Source organism: Streptomyces sp. CC208A (assembly GCF_030010625.1).
Taxonomy (GTDB): Bacteria; Actinomycetota; Actinomycetes; order Streptomycetales; family Streptomycetaceae; genus Streptomyces.
The window spans coordinates 54,835-70,515 of sequence record NZ_JASCXN010000036.1; the positions used below are offsets into that span (position 1 = coordinate 54,835).

At 70.5% G+C, this 15,681-nt stretch carries 19 protein-coding genes and 1 pseudogene; 16 read left to right on the top strand and 4 right to left on the bottom strand.

The window, feature by feature from the left end; translation table 11 throughout:
* Positions 1 to 28 precede the first annotated feature (28 nt).
* The 7 genes from QK442_RS30095 to QK442_RS30125 all read left to right on the top strand — a co-directional run bounded on the left by QK442_RS30095 (position 29) and on the right by QK442_RS30125 (position 7,679).
* Complete coding sequence (locus QK442_RS30095) at positions 29 to 1,009, top strand: ornithine cyclodeaminase (RefSeq protein ID WP_282697254.1); 981 nt, start codon at positions 29 to 31, stop codon at positions 1,007 to 1,009.
* Positions 1,006 to 2,457: an MATE family efflux transporter gene (locus tag QK442_RS30100; protein ID WP_282697255.1), complete on the top strand. Its 1,452-nt coding sequence runs from the start codon at positions 1,006 to 1,008 to the stop codon at positions 2,455 to 2,457. Before QK442_RS30095 ends, QK442_RS30100 begins: the two co-directional genes overlap by 4 nt.
* Positions 2,454 to 3,596, top strand: coding sequence for a histidinol-phosphate transaminase (hisC, locus tag QK442_RS30105; RefSeq protein ID WP_282697256.1), 1,143 nt, complete (start codon positions 2,454 to 2,456; stop codon positions 3,594 to 3,596). The genes QK442_RS30100 and hisC overlap by 4 nt, the downstream gene beginning before the upstream one ends.
* Positions 3,593 to 4,576, top strand: a complete 984-nt coding sequence (locus tag QK442_RS30110; RefSeq protein ID WP_282697257.1) for a cysteine synthase family protein — start codon at positions 3,593 to 3,595, stop codon at positions 4,574 to 4,576. The genes hisC and QK442_RS30110 overlap by 4 nt, the downstream gene beginning before the upstream one ends.
* 151 nt (positions 4,577 to 4,727) lie before the next feature.
* Positions 4,728 to 5,756 carry an ABC transporter substrate-binding protein gene (locus QK442_RS30115; RefSeq protein ID WP_282697258.1) on the top strand — a complete coding sequence of 343 codons (1,029 nt, stop codon included), beginning with the start codon at positions 4,728 to 4,730 and terminating at the stop codon, positions 5,754 to 5,756.
* Positions 5,757 to 5,769: 13 nt separating this feature from the next.
* A complete protein-coding gene (locus QK442_RS30120) occupies positions 5,770 to 6,867 on the top strand; it encodes an iron chelate uptake ABC transporter family permease subunit (protein ID WP_282697259.1) in 1,098 nt (365 codons plus the stop codon).
* A complete protein-coding gene (locus QK442_RS30125) occupies positions 6,867 to 7,679 on the top strand; it encodes an ABC transporter ATP-binding protein (RefSeq protein WP_282697260.1) in 813 nt (270 codons plus the stop codon). The genes QK442_RS30120 and QK442_RS30125 overlap by 1 nt, the downstream gene beginning before the upstream one ends.
* 147 nt (positions 7,680 to 7,826) lie before the next feature.
* On the opposite strand, the gene QK442_RS30130 is transcribed toward QK442_RS30125, so the two are convergent.
* The 4 genes from QK442_RS30130 to rpmB form a co-directional block, all read right to left on the bottom strand.
* On the bottom strand, positions 7,827 to 9,002 hold the full coding sequence (locus QK442_RS30130; RefSeq protein ID WP_282697261.1) for a GTP-binding protein: 1,176 nt from the start codon (positions 9,000 to 9,002) through the stop codon (positions 7,827 to 7,829).
* A 4-nt stretch (positions 9,003 to 9,006) separates the two neighbouring features.
* Complete coding sequence (gene rpmF, locus QK442_RS30135; RefSeq protein ID WP_282697262.1) at positions 9,007 to 9,177, bottom strand: 50S ribosomal protein L32; 171 nt, start codon at positions 9,175 to 9,177, stop codon at positions 9,007 to 9,009.
* A gap of 239 nt (positions 9,178 to 9,416) precedes the next feature.
* Positions 9,417 to 9,722: a 30S ribosomal protein S14 gene (rpsN, locus tag QK442_RS30140; RefSeq protein ID WP_282697263.1), complete on the bottom strand. Its 306-nt coding sequence runs from the start codon at positions 9,720 to 9,722 to the stop codon at positions 9,417 to 9,419.
* Entirely contained in the window at positions 9,722 to 9,958 is a 237-nt protein-coding gene (gene rpmB, locus QK442_RS30145; RefSeq protein ID WP_282697264.1) for a 50S ribosomal protein L28, read from the bottom strand. Before rpmB ends, rpsN begins: the two co-directional genes overlap by 1 nt.
* Before the next feature lie 67 nt (positions 9,959 to 10,025).
* Here rpmB and rpmG point away from each other — a divergent pair, with 67 nt between their 5' ends.
* From rpmG to QK442_RS30190, 9 genes and pseudogenes are all read left to right on the top strand, one after another.
* Positions 10,026 to 10,190, top strand: coding sequence for a 50S ribosomal protein L33 (gene rpmG, locus QK442_RS30150; RefSeq protein WP_044382365.1), 165 nt, complete (start codon positions 10,026 to 10,028; stop codon positions 10,188 to 10,190).
* 63 nt (positions 10,191 to 10,253) lie between these two features.
* Entirely contained in the window at positions 10,254 to 10,499 is a 246-nt protein-coding gene (locus tag QK442_RS30155; protein ID WP_282697265.1) for a type B 50S ribosomal protein L31, read from the top strand.
* Positions 10,499 to 11,647, top strand: coding sequence for a GTP-binding protein (locus QK442_RS30160; RefSeq protein WP_282697266.1), 1,149 nt, complete (start codon positions 10,499 to 10,501; stop codon positions 11,645 to 11,647). The genes QK442_RS30155 and QK442_RS30160 overlap by 1 nt, the downstream gene beginning before the upstream one ends.
* 67 nt (positions 11,648 to 11,714) lie before the next feature.
* On the top strand, positions 11,715 to 11,951 hold the full coding sequence (gene rpsR, locus QK442_RS30165; RefSeq protein WP_282697267.1) for a 30S ribosomal protein S18: 237 nt from the start codon (positions 11,715 to 11,717) through the stop codon (positions 11,949 to 11,951).
* Positions 11,952 to 12,102: 151 nt separating this feature from the next.
* Entirely contained in the window at positions 12,103 to 12,951 is an 849-nt protein-coding gene (locus QK442_RS30170) for a zinc ABC transporter substrate-binding protein (protein ID WP_282697268.1), read from the top strand.
* Positions 12,951 to 13,838, top strand: a complete 888-nt coding sequence (locus tag QK442_RS30175; RefSeq protein ID WP_282697269.1) for an ATP-binding cassette domain-containing protein — start codon at positions 12,951 to 12,953, stop codon at positions 13,836 to 13,838. The genes QK442_RS30170 and QK442_RS30175 overlap by 1 nt, the downstream gene beginning before the upstream one ends.
* Positions 13,835 to 14,752: a metal ABC transporter permease gene (locus QK442_RS30180; protein WP_282697270.1), complete on the top strand. Its 918-nt coding sequence runs from the start codon at positions 13,835 to 13,837 to the stop codon at positions 14,750 to 14,752. The genes QK442_RS30175 and QK442_RS30180 overlap by 4 nt, the downstream gene beginning before the upstream one ends.
* A gap of 87 nt (positions 14,753 to 14,839) precedes the next feature.
* On the top strand, positions 14,840 to 15,136 hold the full coding sequence (locus tag QK442_RS30185) for a DUF1490 family protein (protein ID WP_282697271.1): 297 nt from the start codon (positions 14,840 to 14,842) through the stop codon (positions 15,134 to 15,136).
* Positions 15,137 to 15,138: 2 nt separating this feature from the next.
* A pseudogene (locus tag QK442_RS30190) lies at positions 15,139 to 15,681 on the top strand (copper-transporting ATPase); the annotation flags it as partial.

Sequence of the window (15,681 nt, forward strand, 5' to 3'; positions counted from 1 at the left end):
AACACCCCCTACGAAGGAAAAGACCCGCATGCCCTCGAGTTACGCCCCGCCCGGACAGCTGTGGCTGTTGCCGCAAGCGGAACAGGAAGGACTGGCCCTCGACCACCGGCAGGTGATCGCGGTCGTCGAGCAGGCCTACCGCGCGCTGCGTGAAGGCGGTTCGGACAACCCGGTCAAGACGATCATCGACGATCCCGGCCACCGCTCGCTCAGCTACTCGATGGTGGCCAGGGACGGCGGCAGCGGCACCGTCTGCTTCAAGGCGGTCTACGAGTTCGACCCGCGCCGCAGCCGGGACAGCTACCGCTTCCACTCGTTCGTCTTCCTCGTCGACGACACCACCGGGTCCCCCATCGCGCTCATGGACGTGGTGAAGCTCGGCCCCCTGCGGTCCTCGGCCACCACCGCCCTGTTCGCCCGCGCCGCGTGTCCCGACGCGCGGACCGCCCTCGTCGTCGGCACCGGCGTCCAGGGGCAGGCGGCCCTGCCGATGCTGGTGGCGGCGATGCCGGAGCTGGAGCGTCTGCAGGTGTTCGGCACGTATCCCGAGGGTTTGCGCGCCGTCCAGCAGAGTGTCGACGGCCGCGAGGTCGAGATCGTCAAGGTTCTGCGGAAGGCCGCCGGCCAGGCGGACATCGTGATCGGCGCCGCCGGCCTGTCGGCCTCGGAGGAGGTCCGGCGCGACTGGCTGAAGCCGGGCTCGGTCGCCGTCCTGCTCGGGTACGGCGTGCACGCCGACGTGTGCCACGGCGCGGACTACCGGATCGCCACCGACACCGCCCAGATGCATGCCACCTGCGACGACCTGCGGGGCGAGGACGGCAGCCTGCCGTCGGTCGACGCCCAGCTGCCGGACGTCCTGCTCGGCCTGGCACCCGCCCGCCGCCGACCGGAGGACGTGGTCTTCGCCTACAACAGCGGCATGGCGGTCACCGACGCCGCGCTCGGCCGGTACATAGCCGACCTCGCGCGAGCGGACGGGCGCGGAGAAAAGGTCAACTTCTGGTGAGCACCGACACGACCGACACGACCGACACGACCAGTACGGGGCCGGCGGGAGTGTCCGGCGGCGCCTGGTGGGTCAGGAACTCGGGCGCGCTGCTGAAGCTCGCCTTCCCGTTGATCCTGACCAACTTCGCCTATGTCGCGCTGACCACGGTCGACATCGTCATGCTGGGCAGGCTCGGCACGGTGGAGATCGCCGCCGCCGGTCTGGCCATCGCGCTCTTCAACCAGCTGCGCACGACCGGCACCGGCCTGGTGACCGGCGTCAGCAACCTGGTCGCCGAAGCCCGGGTGCGCGACGACCGCGAACGCGTCGGCGCGCTGCTGTTCGCGGGCTTCTTCTGGGCGACCGTGTGCGGTGTGGTGTTCTGCGCGGCGCTGCTGCTGATCGGCCCGCTGCTCGTCCTGCTGGGCCAGGACCCGACGGTGGTCGACAAGGCCGGCGAGTTCCTGACCGTCCTGGCGCCGGGGATGCTGCCCTGCCTGTGGTTCCAGAACCTGCGGCATTTCACCACCGGTCTCAAGCGGCCCGGTCCGCTGCTGGCCATCACGCTGGCCTCGGTCGGCGTCACCATCGGCCTGAACTACATCCTGATCTACGGCAAGTTCGGCCTGCCCGCGTTCGGATTCGTGGGCGTCGCGATCGCCACGGTCACGGTGTTCCTGCTGTCCTTCCTGGCGTTCGTCGCGGTGATCCTGCGCGACGGCACCCTCCGCTCGTACCTCACCTCGCCCCACGCTCGGCGCTGGGACGGCGACGCGGTCCGGTCGGTCTGGCGCCTCGGCCTGCCGATCTCGGGGACGTACGCCTCGGAGGCCGGGTTCTTCAGCGTGCTCACCCTGGTCATCGGCTCCCTGGGCGTCGAGGCCCTGGCCGCGCAGACGGTGCTCAACCAGATCGTCTACATCGTCTTCATGATCTCCGCCGGCGTCTCCCACGCGGCGTCGATCCTCATCAGCGAGGCCGACGGCCGCCAGGACTACCGGGAAGCCCGCGGGCTCGGGCTGCTCGGCACGGCCTGGGGCGTGGTCGCGACGCTGCTGGTCGCCGTCGTGTACCTGGTGGTGCCGGAGGCGATCGTGTCCCTGTTCGTCTCCGCGGAGCACGCCGACAACGCGGACATCATCGCGCTGACCGTCACCGGACTGCTCATCGCCGCCCTCATGCAGGTCTTCGACGCGACCCAGAACATCGGCAACGGAATCCTGCGCGGCATCGGCGACACGGCCGGGCCCTTCCGGATCTCCCTCGTCGGGTACTGGCTGATCGGTCTGCCCGCGGGCTACCTGCTCGGGGTCACCGCCGACTGGGGCGTCGAGGGCGTCTGGACCGGACAGACCATCGGCCTCGCCGCCACCGCCGCCCTCCTCCTGGTCGCCTTCCTGCGCCGCGCCGACCGGCTCCACCGGGAGAAGTCCGGCGCACCCGCCACGGAACCGGAGCCGTCATGAACCCCGTTCTCACGCCGACCCCTTCCACCTCCCTGATACGGCGGGAGGTCGCGGGGCTACCGCTCTACGACCCCGGCGCCGACCCGGACGAGGTGGCCACCCTCAGCGGCTCCGGCCGCGTCATCAAACTCTCCAACAACGAGAACCCGTTCGGCGTCTCCCCGGCGGTCGCCGAAGCCGTGCGGAAGGCCCTCGCCGACGGCGTCTCCCGCTACCCCGACCCCACCGGGCGGCGGCTCGCCGAAGCCGTCGGGAGGAGTCTGGACGTGCCGCCCGACCGGATCGTGCTCGGCAACGGTTCGGAGAACATCCTGGAGCTGCTCTGCCAGGCCGTCCTCGACCCCGGTGACCTGGTGGTCACGCAGGCGCCCGGTTTCAGCCTGCACGAGACCTTCCCCCGCGTCATGGGCGCCCGGGTCCGGAAGGTCCCGGTCACCGCCGAGTTCGGGTTCGACGCGGACGCCTGGCGCGAGGCGATGGCGGCGGGACCGAAGCTCGTCTTCCTCGCCAACCCCTGCAACCCCACCGGCACGATGCTCGACGCCGGCGAGCTGGCGCAGATCGTGGCAGCCCTGCCGGAGTCGTCTCTGCTGGTACTCGACGAGGCGTACGGCGAGTTCGCCCGCTCCCGCCCCGGATACCCCGACGGCCTGGAGGCCCTGCGCGGCCTGGACCGGCCGTGGATCGTGCTGCGTACCTTCTCCAAGGCCTACGGCCTGGCCGGCGTCCGCGTCGGGTACGGCATCGCGTCCGACCCGGCCCTGATCCAGGCCCTGGACCGGGTCCGTACTCCGTACAACGTCAACCACCCGGCCCAGGAGGCCGCCGTCGCCGCGCTGGCGGACCACGCGCACCTGGCGGAGACGGTCCGCCGCACCGCCCTAGAGATCACCCGGGTCACCGACCGTCTGCGCGCGGCGGGACTGCGCGTGGTCCCGTCCTCGGCCAACTTCCTCTTCATCGACACCGGCCACCCCGCCGACCATGTCGCCCGGGAGCTGCACCGTGCCGGAATCATCGTCAAGGCGTGGCGCGAGCCGGGATACGAGACCTACATCCGAGCCTCGCTGTCGACCCCCGAGGACAACGACGTCTTCGTCCGGTGTCTGACCGAGATCTGCGCGAAGGACAAGACGTGATCACGAGCAGGATCTCCGACCTGATCGGGCGGACGCCGCTGCTGAAACTGCCCGTCGCGGGAGGCGGGGCGACCGTCCTGCTGAAGCTGGAGCAGTTCAACCCCACCGGAACCGCCAAGATCCGGATGGCCAGGAACATGGTCGACGAGGCGGAGGAGGCCGGGCTCCTCACCCCTGGCGGGTGGCTGGTCGAGTCCACCTCCGGCAACACCGGGCTCGGCCTCGCGCTCGTCGCCGCCGAACGCGGCTACAAGTTCACCGCCGTGGTCGACAACCACTCCAGCACGGACAAGCTGCGCGGCATGCTCGCCTACGGCGCCGAGATTCTCAACGTCGCCGGCGATGAGGAAGGCCTCGCCACGGCCGAACGCGACACCACGGCCGAGCGGCTCGCCGCTGAACACGGCGCCTACTGGACCGCGCAGCACCGCAACGAGGGCAACCCCAACGGCTACCGGCCGCTCGCCCGCGAGCTCCACGACGACCTGGGCGACTCCATCGACTACCTGTACGGGGCCGTCGGCACGGGCGGATCGCTCTGCGGCACCGGCCGCTTCCTGCGGGAGCGCATCCCCGACCTGAAGATCATCGGTGTCGAGCCGGTGGGCTCCGTCGTCTTCGGCGGCGAGGGCGCGCCTTACCACCAGTCGGGCACCGGGACGCCGGCCGGCTCGGAGATCGGCCGTGTCATCGACTACGACGTCTTCGACGAGGGGCTCAAGGTAAGTGACGCGGAGGCCTTCGAGACCTGCCGCTACCTCGCGAGGAACCTCGGCGTCCTGATTGGTGGTTCGGCGGGCGGCGTGGTGTACAAGGCCCTGGAGCGGGCGGAGTCCGCGCCTCCCGGCACCACGATCGTCGTGCTGGTCTGCGACGGCGGCGACAAGTACCTGGACACCGTGTTCAACGACGACTGGATGGCCGCCAACGGCCTGTTCGACGAGCAGGTCGTCCGCCGGCTGGCCGCGTTGCTGCGCTAGTGCGCGGCGGGACGCCCGACGGCGCCGTCGGGACGGTTCCCGGATGTCGAACCACCCGCCATGGGGACCGTTCTGACGCCCTCTCCCGGCCGAACTGCTCGGCCGTCACCATCTCTTCTGCCCCTTCGAACCACCTGGTACTGTGCATCCGATGAAAACGAAAACGATTTCCATAATAGGGACGGCTCTGGCGGTGTTCGCGGTCGCGGGATGCGCCGACAACTCCACCTCCGGGTCGGACGGAAAGGCCTCGGCCACGGCGGCCAGCGCGGCAGCGGCCTACCCGTTCACCCTCAAGAACTGCGGCACCGACGTGACCTACAAGGCCCAGCCGGAGAAGGTCGTCACGCTCAACCAGACCGCCGCCGAGATCCTCATCCATCTCGGCGTGGGTGACCGGATCGCCGGCACGGGCTACGAGATCGAGAAGACGCCCCCCGCGATCGCCGCGCAGTACGAGAAAATCCCGGTCCTGTCGGCCCCCGGCGCGGAGATCAAGCACGAGAAGCTGCTGGAGGCCCAGCCGGACTTCGTCTACGGCTCCTTCGCGAGCATGTTCACCAAGGAGCAGTCCGGCGAACGCAAGCAGCTCCACGACCTGGGTGTCCCCACCTACCTGACCGAGTTCGACTGCACGTACCACGAGAGCGTGGCCGACGCGGACTTCGGCATGCTCTTCGAGGAGTACCGCCGGCTCGGCCGGATCATGGGCGTGCCCGACGCCGGCGAGAAGCTGGCCACCGAGCAGAAGGCCGTGGTGGACAAGGCCGTGGGCACCGTCAAGAAGCGGGACAAGCCGCTCAAGGTGATGTGGTTCTACTCCACCTACGAGGGCACCCCGTGGGCCGCGGGCCCCGGCGGCCTGCCCCAGCACATCTCCGAACTGGTCGGGGTCGAGAACATCTTCGCCGATGCCAAGACCAAGTGGGCCGAGGTCAGCTGGGACGAGGTCGCCGCACGCAACCCCGACGTCATCATCCTGGCCGACCTGACCCGGGGCGAACCCAACGACACCGCCCAGGAGAAGACCGCGCTCCTCAAGAAGGACCCCCTCACCAGCAAGCTCGCCGCCGTCAAGGGCGACCGGTTCATCACCATCCCCGGCAGTCACATGGACCCCGGTTACGGCAGCGCGTCCGCCGTCCCCGTACTGGTCGACGGCCTGAACAAGCTCGGGTGACCCGTCCGCCATCATGACGACGAGTTCACACGAGACCGCCGCGCGTACCGAAGCCCTGACCTCCCGCCGCGAAGGGGCTCCGGTGCGCCGGCGGCGCGCCCCGACAGTGGCGCTCCTCTTCCTTGCCGTGACCGCGCTGCTGGCGTCGATCGTCGCCGCGTCGCTGTTCGGGAGCGCGAACGTCCGCCCCCTGGACGTCGTCTCCACGATCCTCCGGCACATCGGCCTGGGCGGCATCGCCCCCACCCCGCCCCTGCCGGGACTTCTCGACGCCCTGATCTGGGAGTCCCGCTTCCCGAGGGTCCTGCTCGCCGCCGTCGTCGGGATGGCGCTGGCCGTCTCGGGCGCGGTCCTCCAGGCGGTCACCAGGAATCCCCTCGCCGACCCCTACCTGCTGGGGGTCTCGTCCGGTGCCTCCACCGGCGCGGTCGCCGTGCTCCTGCTGGGCATCGGCGGCAGCGTCTCCCTCTCCACCGGCGCGTTCGCCGGCGGCCTAGTCTCCTTCGGCCTGCTGCTGCTCCTGCTCGGCGGAGGACGTGTCGCCAGTCCGTCCCGCGTGGTGCTGACCGGTGTGCTGGTGTCCCAGTTCTTCGCCGCGGTCACGTCGGTCATCCTCATGGTCAGCGGCGACGCGAACTCCACCCGGGGCTTCACCTACTGGCTGCTCGGCACCCTCGGCGGCGCCCGGTGGGAGGGCGTGACGGTCACCGTCGTGATCATCCTGATCGGCGTGATCGCCCTACAGTTCTTCGCGCCCGCCCTCGACGCCTTCACCTTCGGCTGGGACTCCGCGGCCGCTCTCGGTATCAACGTCACCGCGGCCCGCGTCTGGCTCATGGTGCTGACCTCCGTCATCACAGCGGCCGCCGTGGCGGCCTCCGGCGCGATCGGCTTCATCGGCCTGCTCATCCCGCACGCCGTCCGCATCCTGGCCGGCCCGACGCACCGCTTGCTCCTTCCCCTGTCCGCGATCGCCGGCGCCGTCTTCCTCATCTGGGTCGATGTGTTCGCACGTACGGCGTTCGCCCCCCACGAACTGCCCGCCGGCGTCATCACCGCCCTTCTCGGGGCGCCCGCCTTCGCGCTGGTCCTGAAGCGTCTGGAGTCCTGATGGGACGCATCACCACCACCCACCTCTCCTGGTCGGTCAAGGGCCAACGGCTCCTCGACGCCATCGACATGGCGGCTCACGACGGCAGGGTCACCGGTCTCCTCGGCCCTAACGGCTCCGGCAAGTCGACACTGCTCCGCCTGCTCGCCGGACTGCGCCGCCCCGACTCCGGAACCGTCCACTACGACGGCACCGGTCTCCAGGACCTCGGCCGCCGAGTGCTGGCCCGACGGCTCGCCGTCGTCGAACAGGACGTCACCGCCCACCACCACGTCACCGTCCGCCAGGTCGTCGAACTCGGCCGCACCCCCTTCCGCGGCCGATTCGACGCGCTCAACGAGAACGACCGGCGGATCGTCGACGCGGCACTGGAGCGGACGGACCTCACCGACCGCCAGGACCGGAGCTGGCACACCCTCTCCGGGGGCGAGAAGCAGCGGACCCAACTCGCCCGAGCCCTGGCGCAGGAGCCCCGGGAGATCCTGCTCGACGAACCCACCAACCACCTCGACATCCGCCACCAGCTCGAACTCCTGGACATGCTGACAACACTGGACGTCACCTGCGTCGTCGCCCTGCACGACCTCAACCTCGCCGCCCGGTACTGCGACCACCTCGTCCTCCTCCAGCACGGGCAGGTGGTCGCATCGGGTACACCGGCCGACGTGCTGACACCGGACCTGATCAAGTCGGTCTACGGCGTCGAGGTGCTCGTCGACCGCGAACCCGCCACCGACACCCTGCGCATCACCTACCTCGCCACATCCACGCGAGCAGCCACCGTGCAGGCGGCGCAGCTCGATCCCCGGTAGTACCCGTCGGGCTGGCACCCTACGACCGACCTCCGCAGACGACACTGACATGGCCACCGACTCAGTCGGTGGCCATGTCAGTGTCGTGCTCCGGAACGGGCCGGGCCGGATGGTGCCGTGGCTGCGACCACCACCCGGCCCGGAGTCTCATGCGGCCCCCGCGCTCGCGGGCTCGTGCGCGTCGCACGCGTCGTCGATGCCGTACGTCTCCCACGCCGGGAAGTCGTCGTCGGCGGGGACGGTCTCGCCCGGTGCCAGCAGGCAGGCGTCCAGGGCGGCGCGCAGGGATTCGGGGCGCAGGTCGGTGCTGATGAAGACCAGTTCCTGGCCCTGCGTGGTCTCCGGGCCCCGGGCCCCGGACGGCTCGAACCGGGCCACGGCGCCTGCCTGCGACCAGAGGCCGGTCACACGGGGGCGGCTGGCGAGCCAGAAGAAGCCCTTCGACCGCAGGATCCGCCCGAACGTGCCACTGTCCAGGCCCTTGGTGACGAAGCTCCACAGGCGGTGAGGGTGAAAGGGGCGGTCGGAGCGGAAGACCAGGGAGGAGATGCCGTACTCCTCCGTCTCCGGCACGTGGTCGCCGTTGAGCTCCTTCACCCAGCCGGGAGCCTGCTGGGCCCGTTCGACGTCGAACAGGCCGGTGCCCAGGACCTGTTCCACGGCAACCTGTCCCCGTACAGCCGGCACCACGCGCGCCTCCGGGTTGAGCCGGAGGAGCGCGGCACGGAGCCGGCGTGCCTCCTCCGGGTCGACCAGGTCGAGCTTGTTGAGGACGATGACGTCGGCGAACTCGACCTGGTCCACGAGCAGGTCGCTCACGGTCCGCTCGTCGTCCTCGTACTGATCCAGGCCGCGCGCGGTGAGCTCGTCGCCGCCGCCGAGTTCTGCCAGGAAGTTCCCGGCGTCCACGACGGTGACCATGGTGTCCAGGCGGGCCAGGTCGCCGAGGGTGGCGCCGTCGTCCCGGGGGAAGGAGAACGTCGCGGCGACCGGCATGGGTTCGGAGATGCCGCTGGACTCGATGAGCAGGTAGTCGAACCGCCCCTCGCGGGCCAGCCGGTCGACCTCCTCCAGGAGGTCGTCGCGCAGGGTGCAGCAGATGCACCCGTTGGTCATCTCGACCAGACGCTCCTCGGTACGGGACAGGGCCGCCTCGCCACCGCGCACGAGTGCGGCGTCGATGTTGACCTCGCTCATGTCATTGACGATGACCGCGACCCGCAGGCCCTCGCGGTTGGCCAGGACGTGGTTGAGCAGCGTGGTCTTGCCCGCTCCGAGGAAGCCGGACAGGACGGTGACCGGCAGGCGGTCATACGGGGTCACGTTCTCAGCCCTCGGGCTGGATGAGGCCGCGCTCGTACGCCTTCACCAGGCGCTGCGGGACCTGGTGCACGACGCCGTCGACGGTGACCGGCACCAGCTGGGGCGTTGTCGCCTTCCACTGGGCGCGGCGGTGGCGGGTGTTGCTGCGGGACATCTTCCGCTTGGGGACGGCCATGGTGAGACTCCTCGGTCCGGTGCTGACTCGGGGAGGCTATATAAAAATGGATGTCATTAGCAATGTGCCGGGGGGGCGTCCGCGTGCGGCCCCTTTGGTCCCCCTCGCGGGCCCGAAGAGTGCCGCACGCGGACGGGGTCGACCTTAGATAGTCATGACATCCATTTTCAATGGGTCGGAGCGGTTCACGTGCTCGAGTGTGCCGCCCGGCCGGGGCGGATGGGTGGTGAAGTCGGCTGTTACCAGGACGACTTGGTCACTCCCGGCAGGAAGCCGGCGTGCGCCTGCTGCCGTGCCCGCACCCGTGAGAGGCCGAACTTGCGGAGGTAGCCGCGGGGGCGTCCGTCCACGCTGTCGCGGTTGCGTACGCGGGTTGCGCTGGCGTCGCGCGGCTGGCGGTCCAGCTCTGCCCGGGCGGCCGCGCGCTCGGCCGCCGTGGAGGGCGGGCGGCGGATGATCTCCTTGAGCTCGGCCCGCCGTGCGGCGTACCGCTCGACGATCTCCTTGCGCTTCTCGTTCTGTGCGATCTTGCTCTTCTTCGCCATCAGACCTTCCCTCCCCGCGCGCGGATCCGGGCCACGGCGGCCTCGATACCGATCGTGTCCACCGTCTTGATCGCCCTGGCGCTCAGCGTGAGGCGGACATGCCGTCCCTCGCTGGGCAGCCAGTAGCGCTTGCGCTGGATGTTCGGGTCGAAGCGGCGCGAGGTGCGCCGGTGCGAGTGGGAGATGTTGTTGCCGAAGCCCGGCTTGGCGCCGGTCAGTTGGCAGTGGGCCGACATGGATGCAGCCGCCTTTCTCGCTGGAGCAGCGTATTGGTAATGGAAATCATTGCCATATGCTAGCGCCATGGCACGCAATGAACTCCGCCCGGTCATCAAGCTCCGCTCCACGGCGGGCACCGGGTTCACCTACGTCACCCGCAAGAACCGGCGGAACGACCCGGACCGCCTCACGCTGCGCAAGTACGACCCGGTGGCCGGCCGGCACGTCGACTTCCGCGAAGAGCGCTGACCGCGCCGAGCCCCGACCCACCCGCACCGGCACCCTGCCCCTACGCCGCCGAAAGGCTCTGCCATGAAGCCCGGAATCCACCCCGCCTACGGGCCCGTCGTCTTCCGCGACTCCGCCTCCGGCACCGCGTTCCTCACCCGCTCCACGATGACCAGCGACAAGACGATCGAGTGGGAGGACGGCAACAGCTACCCCGTTGTCGATGTCGAGATCTCCTCCGCGAGCCACCCCTTCTACACGGGCACGGCTCGTGTCCTCGACACGGCCGGCCGCGTCGAGAAGTTCCAGCGCCGGTACGGAGCCCGCTGATGGGCCACGATCACCAGCTCCCCGTCGTCGTCGCCGGCCTGCACGCCGAGGCCCGGACCGAGGTCGTCGACCGCCTCCTGAAGAGCGTCCCCGGGAGTGTGGCGCTGCACCACGACCTGGCAAGCGCCTCCGAAGGCACCGTGCTCCGGCTGATCCGCGACGCCGACGGCGTCCTCTCGCGCGGAGACACCCCCCTGGTCAATGACTGTGCGTGCTGCGCCCTGCGCGAGGACCTCGTCCCCGAACTCGAGCGACTGGCTGACAGCGGCCTGACCCGCCTCGCCGTCGTCGAGTTGTGGGACTCGGTCGAACCGAAGGCCATGGCCGAGGTCATCGCCGGACACGGCGGAGACCGCCTCGCCCTGACGAACGTGATCACCGCCGTGGACCCCGCACTCGTCCTGCCCTACCTCGCCAACGGCGACGACCTGGCGGAAGCCGGCCTCGCGGCCGCCGCCACCGACCGGCGGACCGTCGGCGACACCTGGGCCCGACAGATGGAGTACGCGCCCGTCCTCGCCGTCGTCGACAACGACGAGGCCGACGACGAGGACCGCGCCCTCCTCGCGCAGCTGCACCCCACCGCGCGGCGCGTACCGGCAGGCTCCGTCGAACTCGCCCGGGCCGCCCTCGCCGGCTTCGATGTCGAAGCCGCAGCGGCCGCCCAGCACCCCGCGTGCGCGCTGCTGCCCCAGGAGGCCGACGAGGCAGGAGTGACCACCTTCGTCTGGCGCCGCCACCGGCCCTTCCACCCGGAACGGCTCTACGAGGCCCTTGAGGACCTGTGCTGCGGCGCCGCCCGCAGCCGCGGCCGGTTCTGGCTCGCCGACCGCCCCGACACCCTGCTCGCCTGGGACGCGGCAGGTGGAGCGCTGTGCGTGGAGAACGCCGGCCCCTGGCTGGCGTCGTTGCCGGACGCGGCCTGGGAGATGGTCCCGCCCATGCGCCGGGCCGCGGCCGCGCTCGACTGGCACCCCGAGCATGGCGACTGCTGCCAGCATCTCGTCTTCACCTCGCCCGGCCTCGACCGCGACGGCCTGGAGCGGCTCCTCGACTCCTGCCTTCTGACGGACGCGGAGTACGCGTCCGGTCGCGAGGCGTGGAAGCACCTGCCTGCCGCCTTCGACTCCCTCCTCGATGCTGCCTGACACCCCGTACACCTCGTCACGGACCCGCAAATCCTTGACCGAAACGTTCCCGCAAGGAGACCCCGCCATGGCCCGACGTACCGACCCCCGCAAGCCCGTCAAGTCCCGCCCCAATCCGCGCGACGCGGCCGGCATCACGTACATCGACTACAAGGACACCGACCTGCTGCGGAAGTTCATCTCCGACCGCGGCAAGATCCGCAGCCGTCGCGTCACCCGGGTCACCGCCCAGCAGCAGCGGGCACTCGCCACCGCCATCAAGAACGCCCGCGAGATGGCCCTCCTGCCGTACGCCAGCCGCTGACCGGCGTACGCGAGGTCCGGTGGAAGAACCGCTCGCCCCAGGGGATAATCGATGTGATTGCCATTTCACTTCCCTTCCTCAGGGAGGGCGTATGCATGGCGCGCCGATCCGTGTACGCGGAGTACTACTGCTGGCGGCGCCCCTGACGCTGATGTGCACAGGTGTCGGGTCCGTGGGCGCGGCACCCGCCCCGGTGCCCGTGGTCGCCTCCACGAACGTGTACGGAGACGTCGTCGAGCAGATCGGCGGTGGGCGGGTGAGCGTGGTGTCGGTCATCAGCGATCCGGCCCAGGACCCGCACTCCTATGAGGCGAGCACACGTACCCAGCTGGAGCTCTCCCGGGCGGCGGTCGTTGTCGAGAACGGCGGTGGCTACGACGACTTCGTCGGCAGGATGCTGCGGAGTGCCGACAACTCCTCGGCCCAGGTGATCTCCGCCGTCCAGGTCTCCGGCAAGGAACCCGGCAAGGACGGGGAGTTCAACGAACACGTCTGGTACGACCTGCCGACGATGAGCCGTCTCGCCGACCGGATCGCCGAAGCTCTCGGCAAGGCATCGCCCGCCGACGCCGACGCCTTCACGAAGAACGCCGAGAACTTCAAGGAAGAACTGACCGGCCTCGAAGCGCGGACGAACCGCATCGATGAACGGCAGGCAGGCACCCCGGTGGCGGTCACCGAACCCGTACCGCTCTACCTGACCGAGGCATGCGGCCTGGTCGACAAGACGCCTGCCGCCTTCAGCGAGGCAGTCGAGGAGGGCGACGAGGTCCCGCCCAGGGCGCTCCAGGAGACGCTGGCGCTTTTCACAGGCCGAAGCGTGCGGGTTCTGGTGTACAACGAGCAGACCAGCGGGGCACAGACGGAAAGGGTCAAGGACGCCGCCGAGAGCAACGGGATTCCTGTGGTGCCGGTGACGGAGACGCTTCCGGCGGGCAAGGACTACCAGGGCTGGATGGCGGACAACATCACGGCCCTCGAACGCGCCCTGGATCGCTGATGCAGCGCGCCGACCGTCTCGCGCCCAGGCCGCTTCCGCTGCGAACGGACGTGGCGGAGCGGGGAGACAGCGGCCCTCCGGCGGTGAGCCTGCGCGAGGCAGCGCTCTCCTACGGCGACCGCGTGCTGTGGCGGGGCCTGGACCTCGACGTGCGGCCGGGTGAGTTCCTCGCCGTGCTCGGCCCGAACGGGTCGGGCAAGACGAGCCTCCTGCGCGTCCTCCTCGGCCGGCTGCCGCTCACCGCCGGATCGGTCGCGGTCCTCGGCCGTCCGCCGCACTGGGCCGGCGGGCTCATCGGCTACGTCCCGCAGCAGAAGGCGCTGCCCGCGCACACTCTGCTCCGCGCACGGGATCTCGTACGGCTCGGCCTGGAGGGGCACCGCTGGGGGCTGCCGCTCGCCGGGAGGGCGGCCCGCCGGAGGGTGGACGAGCTGCTGGACTCCGTCGGGGCGCTGCCGTACGCCGACGTACCGGTCGGCCGGCTGTCGGGTGGTGAGCAGCAGCGGGTGCGGATCGCGCAGGCTCTGGCCACGGATCCGCGGATCCTGCTGTGCGACGAGCCGCTGCTCTCCCTGGACCTCCAGCACCAGCGCACGGTCACCGATCTCGTGGACGGGCGGCGCCGGGACTCCGGCACCGCCGTGGTGTTCGTGACCCACGAGATCAACCCGGTCCTCGGGCCCGCGGACCGGGTGCTCTACCTCGCCGGGGGAGGGTTCCGGATCGGCCCGCCGGAGGAGGTGATGACCTCGGCCGTCCTCTCGCGGTTGTACGGCACCCAGGTGGACGTCATGCATGTGCGAGGCCGCATCGTGGTCGTCGGGGCGCCCGACGCGGCCCCCGCGCACCACCAAGCAGCCCGATCCAACGGGGCCGGACCGTCATGAGCGCGCGGACCGTCCTCGGCGCCGAGGATCCTGGCATCTGGCAGCAGATCTTCAACTTCGCCGACTACGGCGATCTGCTGGCCCTTGTCCCCCAAACGTTGCTGGCGGGGGCCCTGCTCGGCATCGTAGGGGGCTTCGTAGGGGTCTTCGTGATCATGCGCGACCTGCCGTTCGCGGTGCACGGCATCAGCGAGCTGTCCTTCGCGGGTGCGGCGGCCGCCCTCCTGGCCGGGGTCAACGTCGTCGCCGGGTCGATCCTCGGCTCGCTCCTCGCGGCCGCGGCGATCGGCCTGCTCGGGGTCCGCGCCCGCGACCGGAACTCGGTGATCGGGATCATCATGCCGTTCGGCCTTGGGCTCGGTGTGCTGTTCCTGTCGCTCTACCAGGGGCGTGCGGCCAACAAGTTCGGCATCCTGACCGGGCAGATCGTCGCCGTCGACACCCCGCAGACAGCCTGGCTGGTGGCCACGTCCGTCGTCGTCCTCGCCGCCCTCGCGGCGGTGTGGCGGCCGCTGACCTTCGCCAGCGCCGATCCCGACGTGGCCGAGGCCCGAGGGGTCCCCGTCCGGGCTCTGTCCGTGGGGTTCATGCTGATCCTCGGCCTCGCAGTCGCCCTGTGCGTCCAGATCGTCGGGGCACTGCTGGTGCTGGCCCTGCTTGTCACCCCGGCGGCGGCCGCGGCCCGGATCACCTCGTCCCCGGTGCTGCTGCCCTTCCTGAGCGTCGTCTTCGCGCTCGCCGCCATGCAGGGCGGCATCCTGCTCGCCCTGGGCAGCAGCATCCCCATCAGCCCGTACGTGACCACCCTTTCGTTCCTGATCTACCTCGGCTGCCGACTGCTGGGGTCCCGGCGCACCGCGCACACCGCGCGGACCGCGTCTCCCGTAGAAGGTCCGTCCGCAACCCGCGTGTGAGGGCTGGCTCGACCGTGCCCGTCCCTGGGTCCAGACTGGAAGAGAGGCCCGTCGCGCCCAGGTGGTGCGCGCGGGAAGGAGGCGTCCATGCATCCCCTCGTCGTCGGCGCCACCGCCGGCAAGCTGGCCCACTACGCGGTCTCCGGTGTCGTAGGCGCACTGATCATCCAGAAACTCCCCGACGCCAAGCCCGCTGCGCGCAAAGCGGTGGTGGGCGGACTCGCGGGCGGCATCGTGGCGGGCCGGTGGCTGTCGGAGGCCGCCGAGGAAGCGCGGCTCAAGGCCGGGGACATGCTCGCGGAGGCCCATACCTCGCTCGGCGAGGAGGTTCCGCCGCCCTCGGCCGTCAAGGTCAACCACGACGACCACGACCACGAGCACTGATCATGCCCGCGATACTCGTCCGTTCCGTCGCGACGGGGCGGGCCCGGCTGACCGTGCCCTGGCTGCGCGACCGCCCCGGCTGCGCCGGCCTCGTCAACGACCGACTCACCGGCCTGGGCGGCTTCCGCGCCCTGCGCGTCTTCCCCCGTACCGGCAGTGTCGTCATCTGGATGGAGCCCGCCGACCTCGACGTCGACGCCCTGGTCGACGCCCTCGAAGAAGCCCCTCCGCCCTCGGCTCCGCCCAAGGCCACGCGCTCCACACCCGACTCCTCCACCGGAGAGGTCGCCCGGCTCGTGGTCGGCGGAGCCGTGCTCGCCGTCGTGGCACTGCGCCGACTGCTCGGCCGGCCCCGGATCGGCCTCGGCTCCTCCGGTCTCCTCGGAGCCATCACGGTCTTCACCGGTCTGCCGTTCTTCCGAGGCGCCCTGCGCACCCTGCGCGGCCGGAGCAGTCCCGGCACGGACACCCTGGTCACCGCCGCCACCGTCATCTCCCTGATCCTGCGGGAGAACGTCGTCGCCCTCACCGTCCTGTGGCTGCTC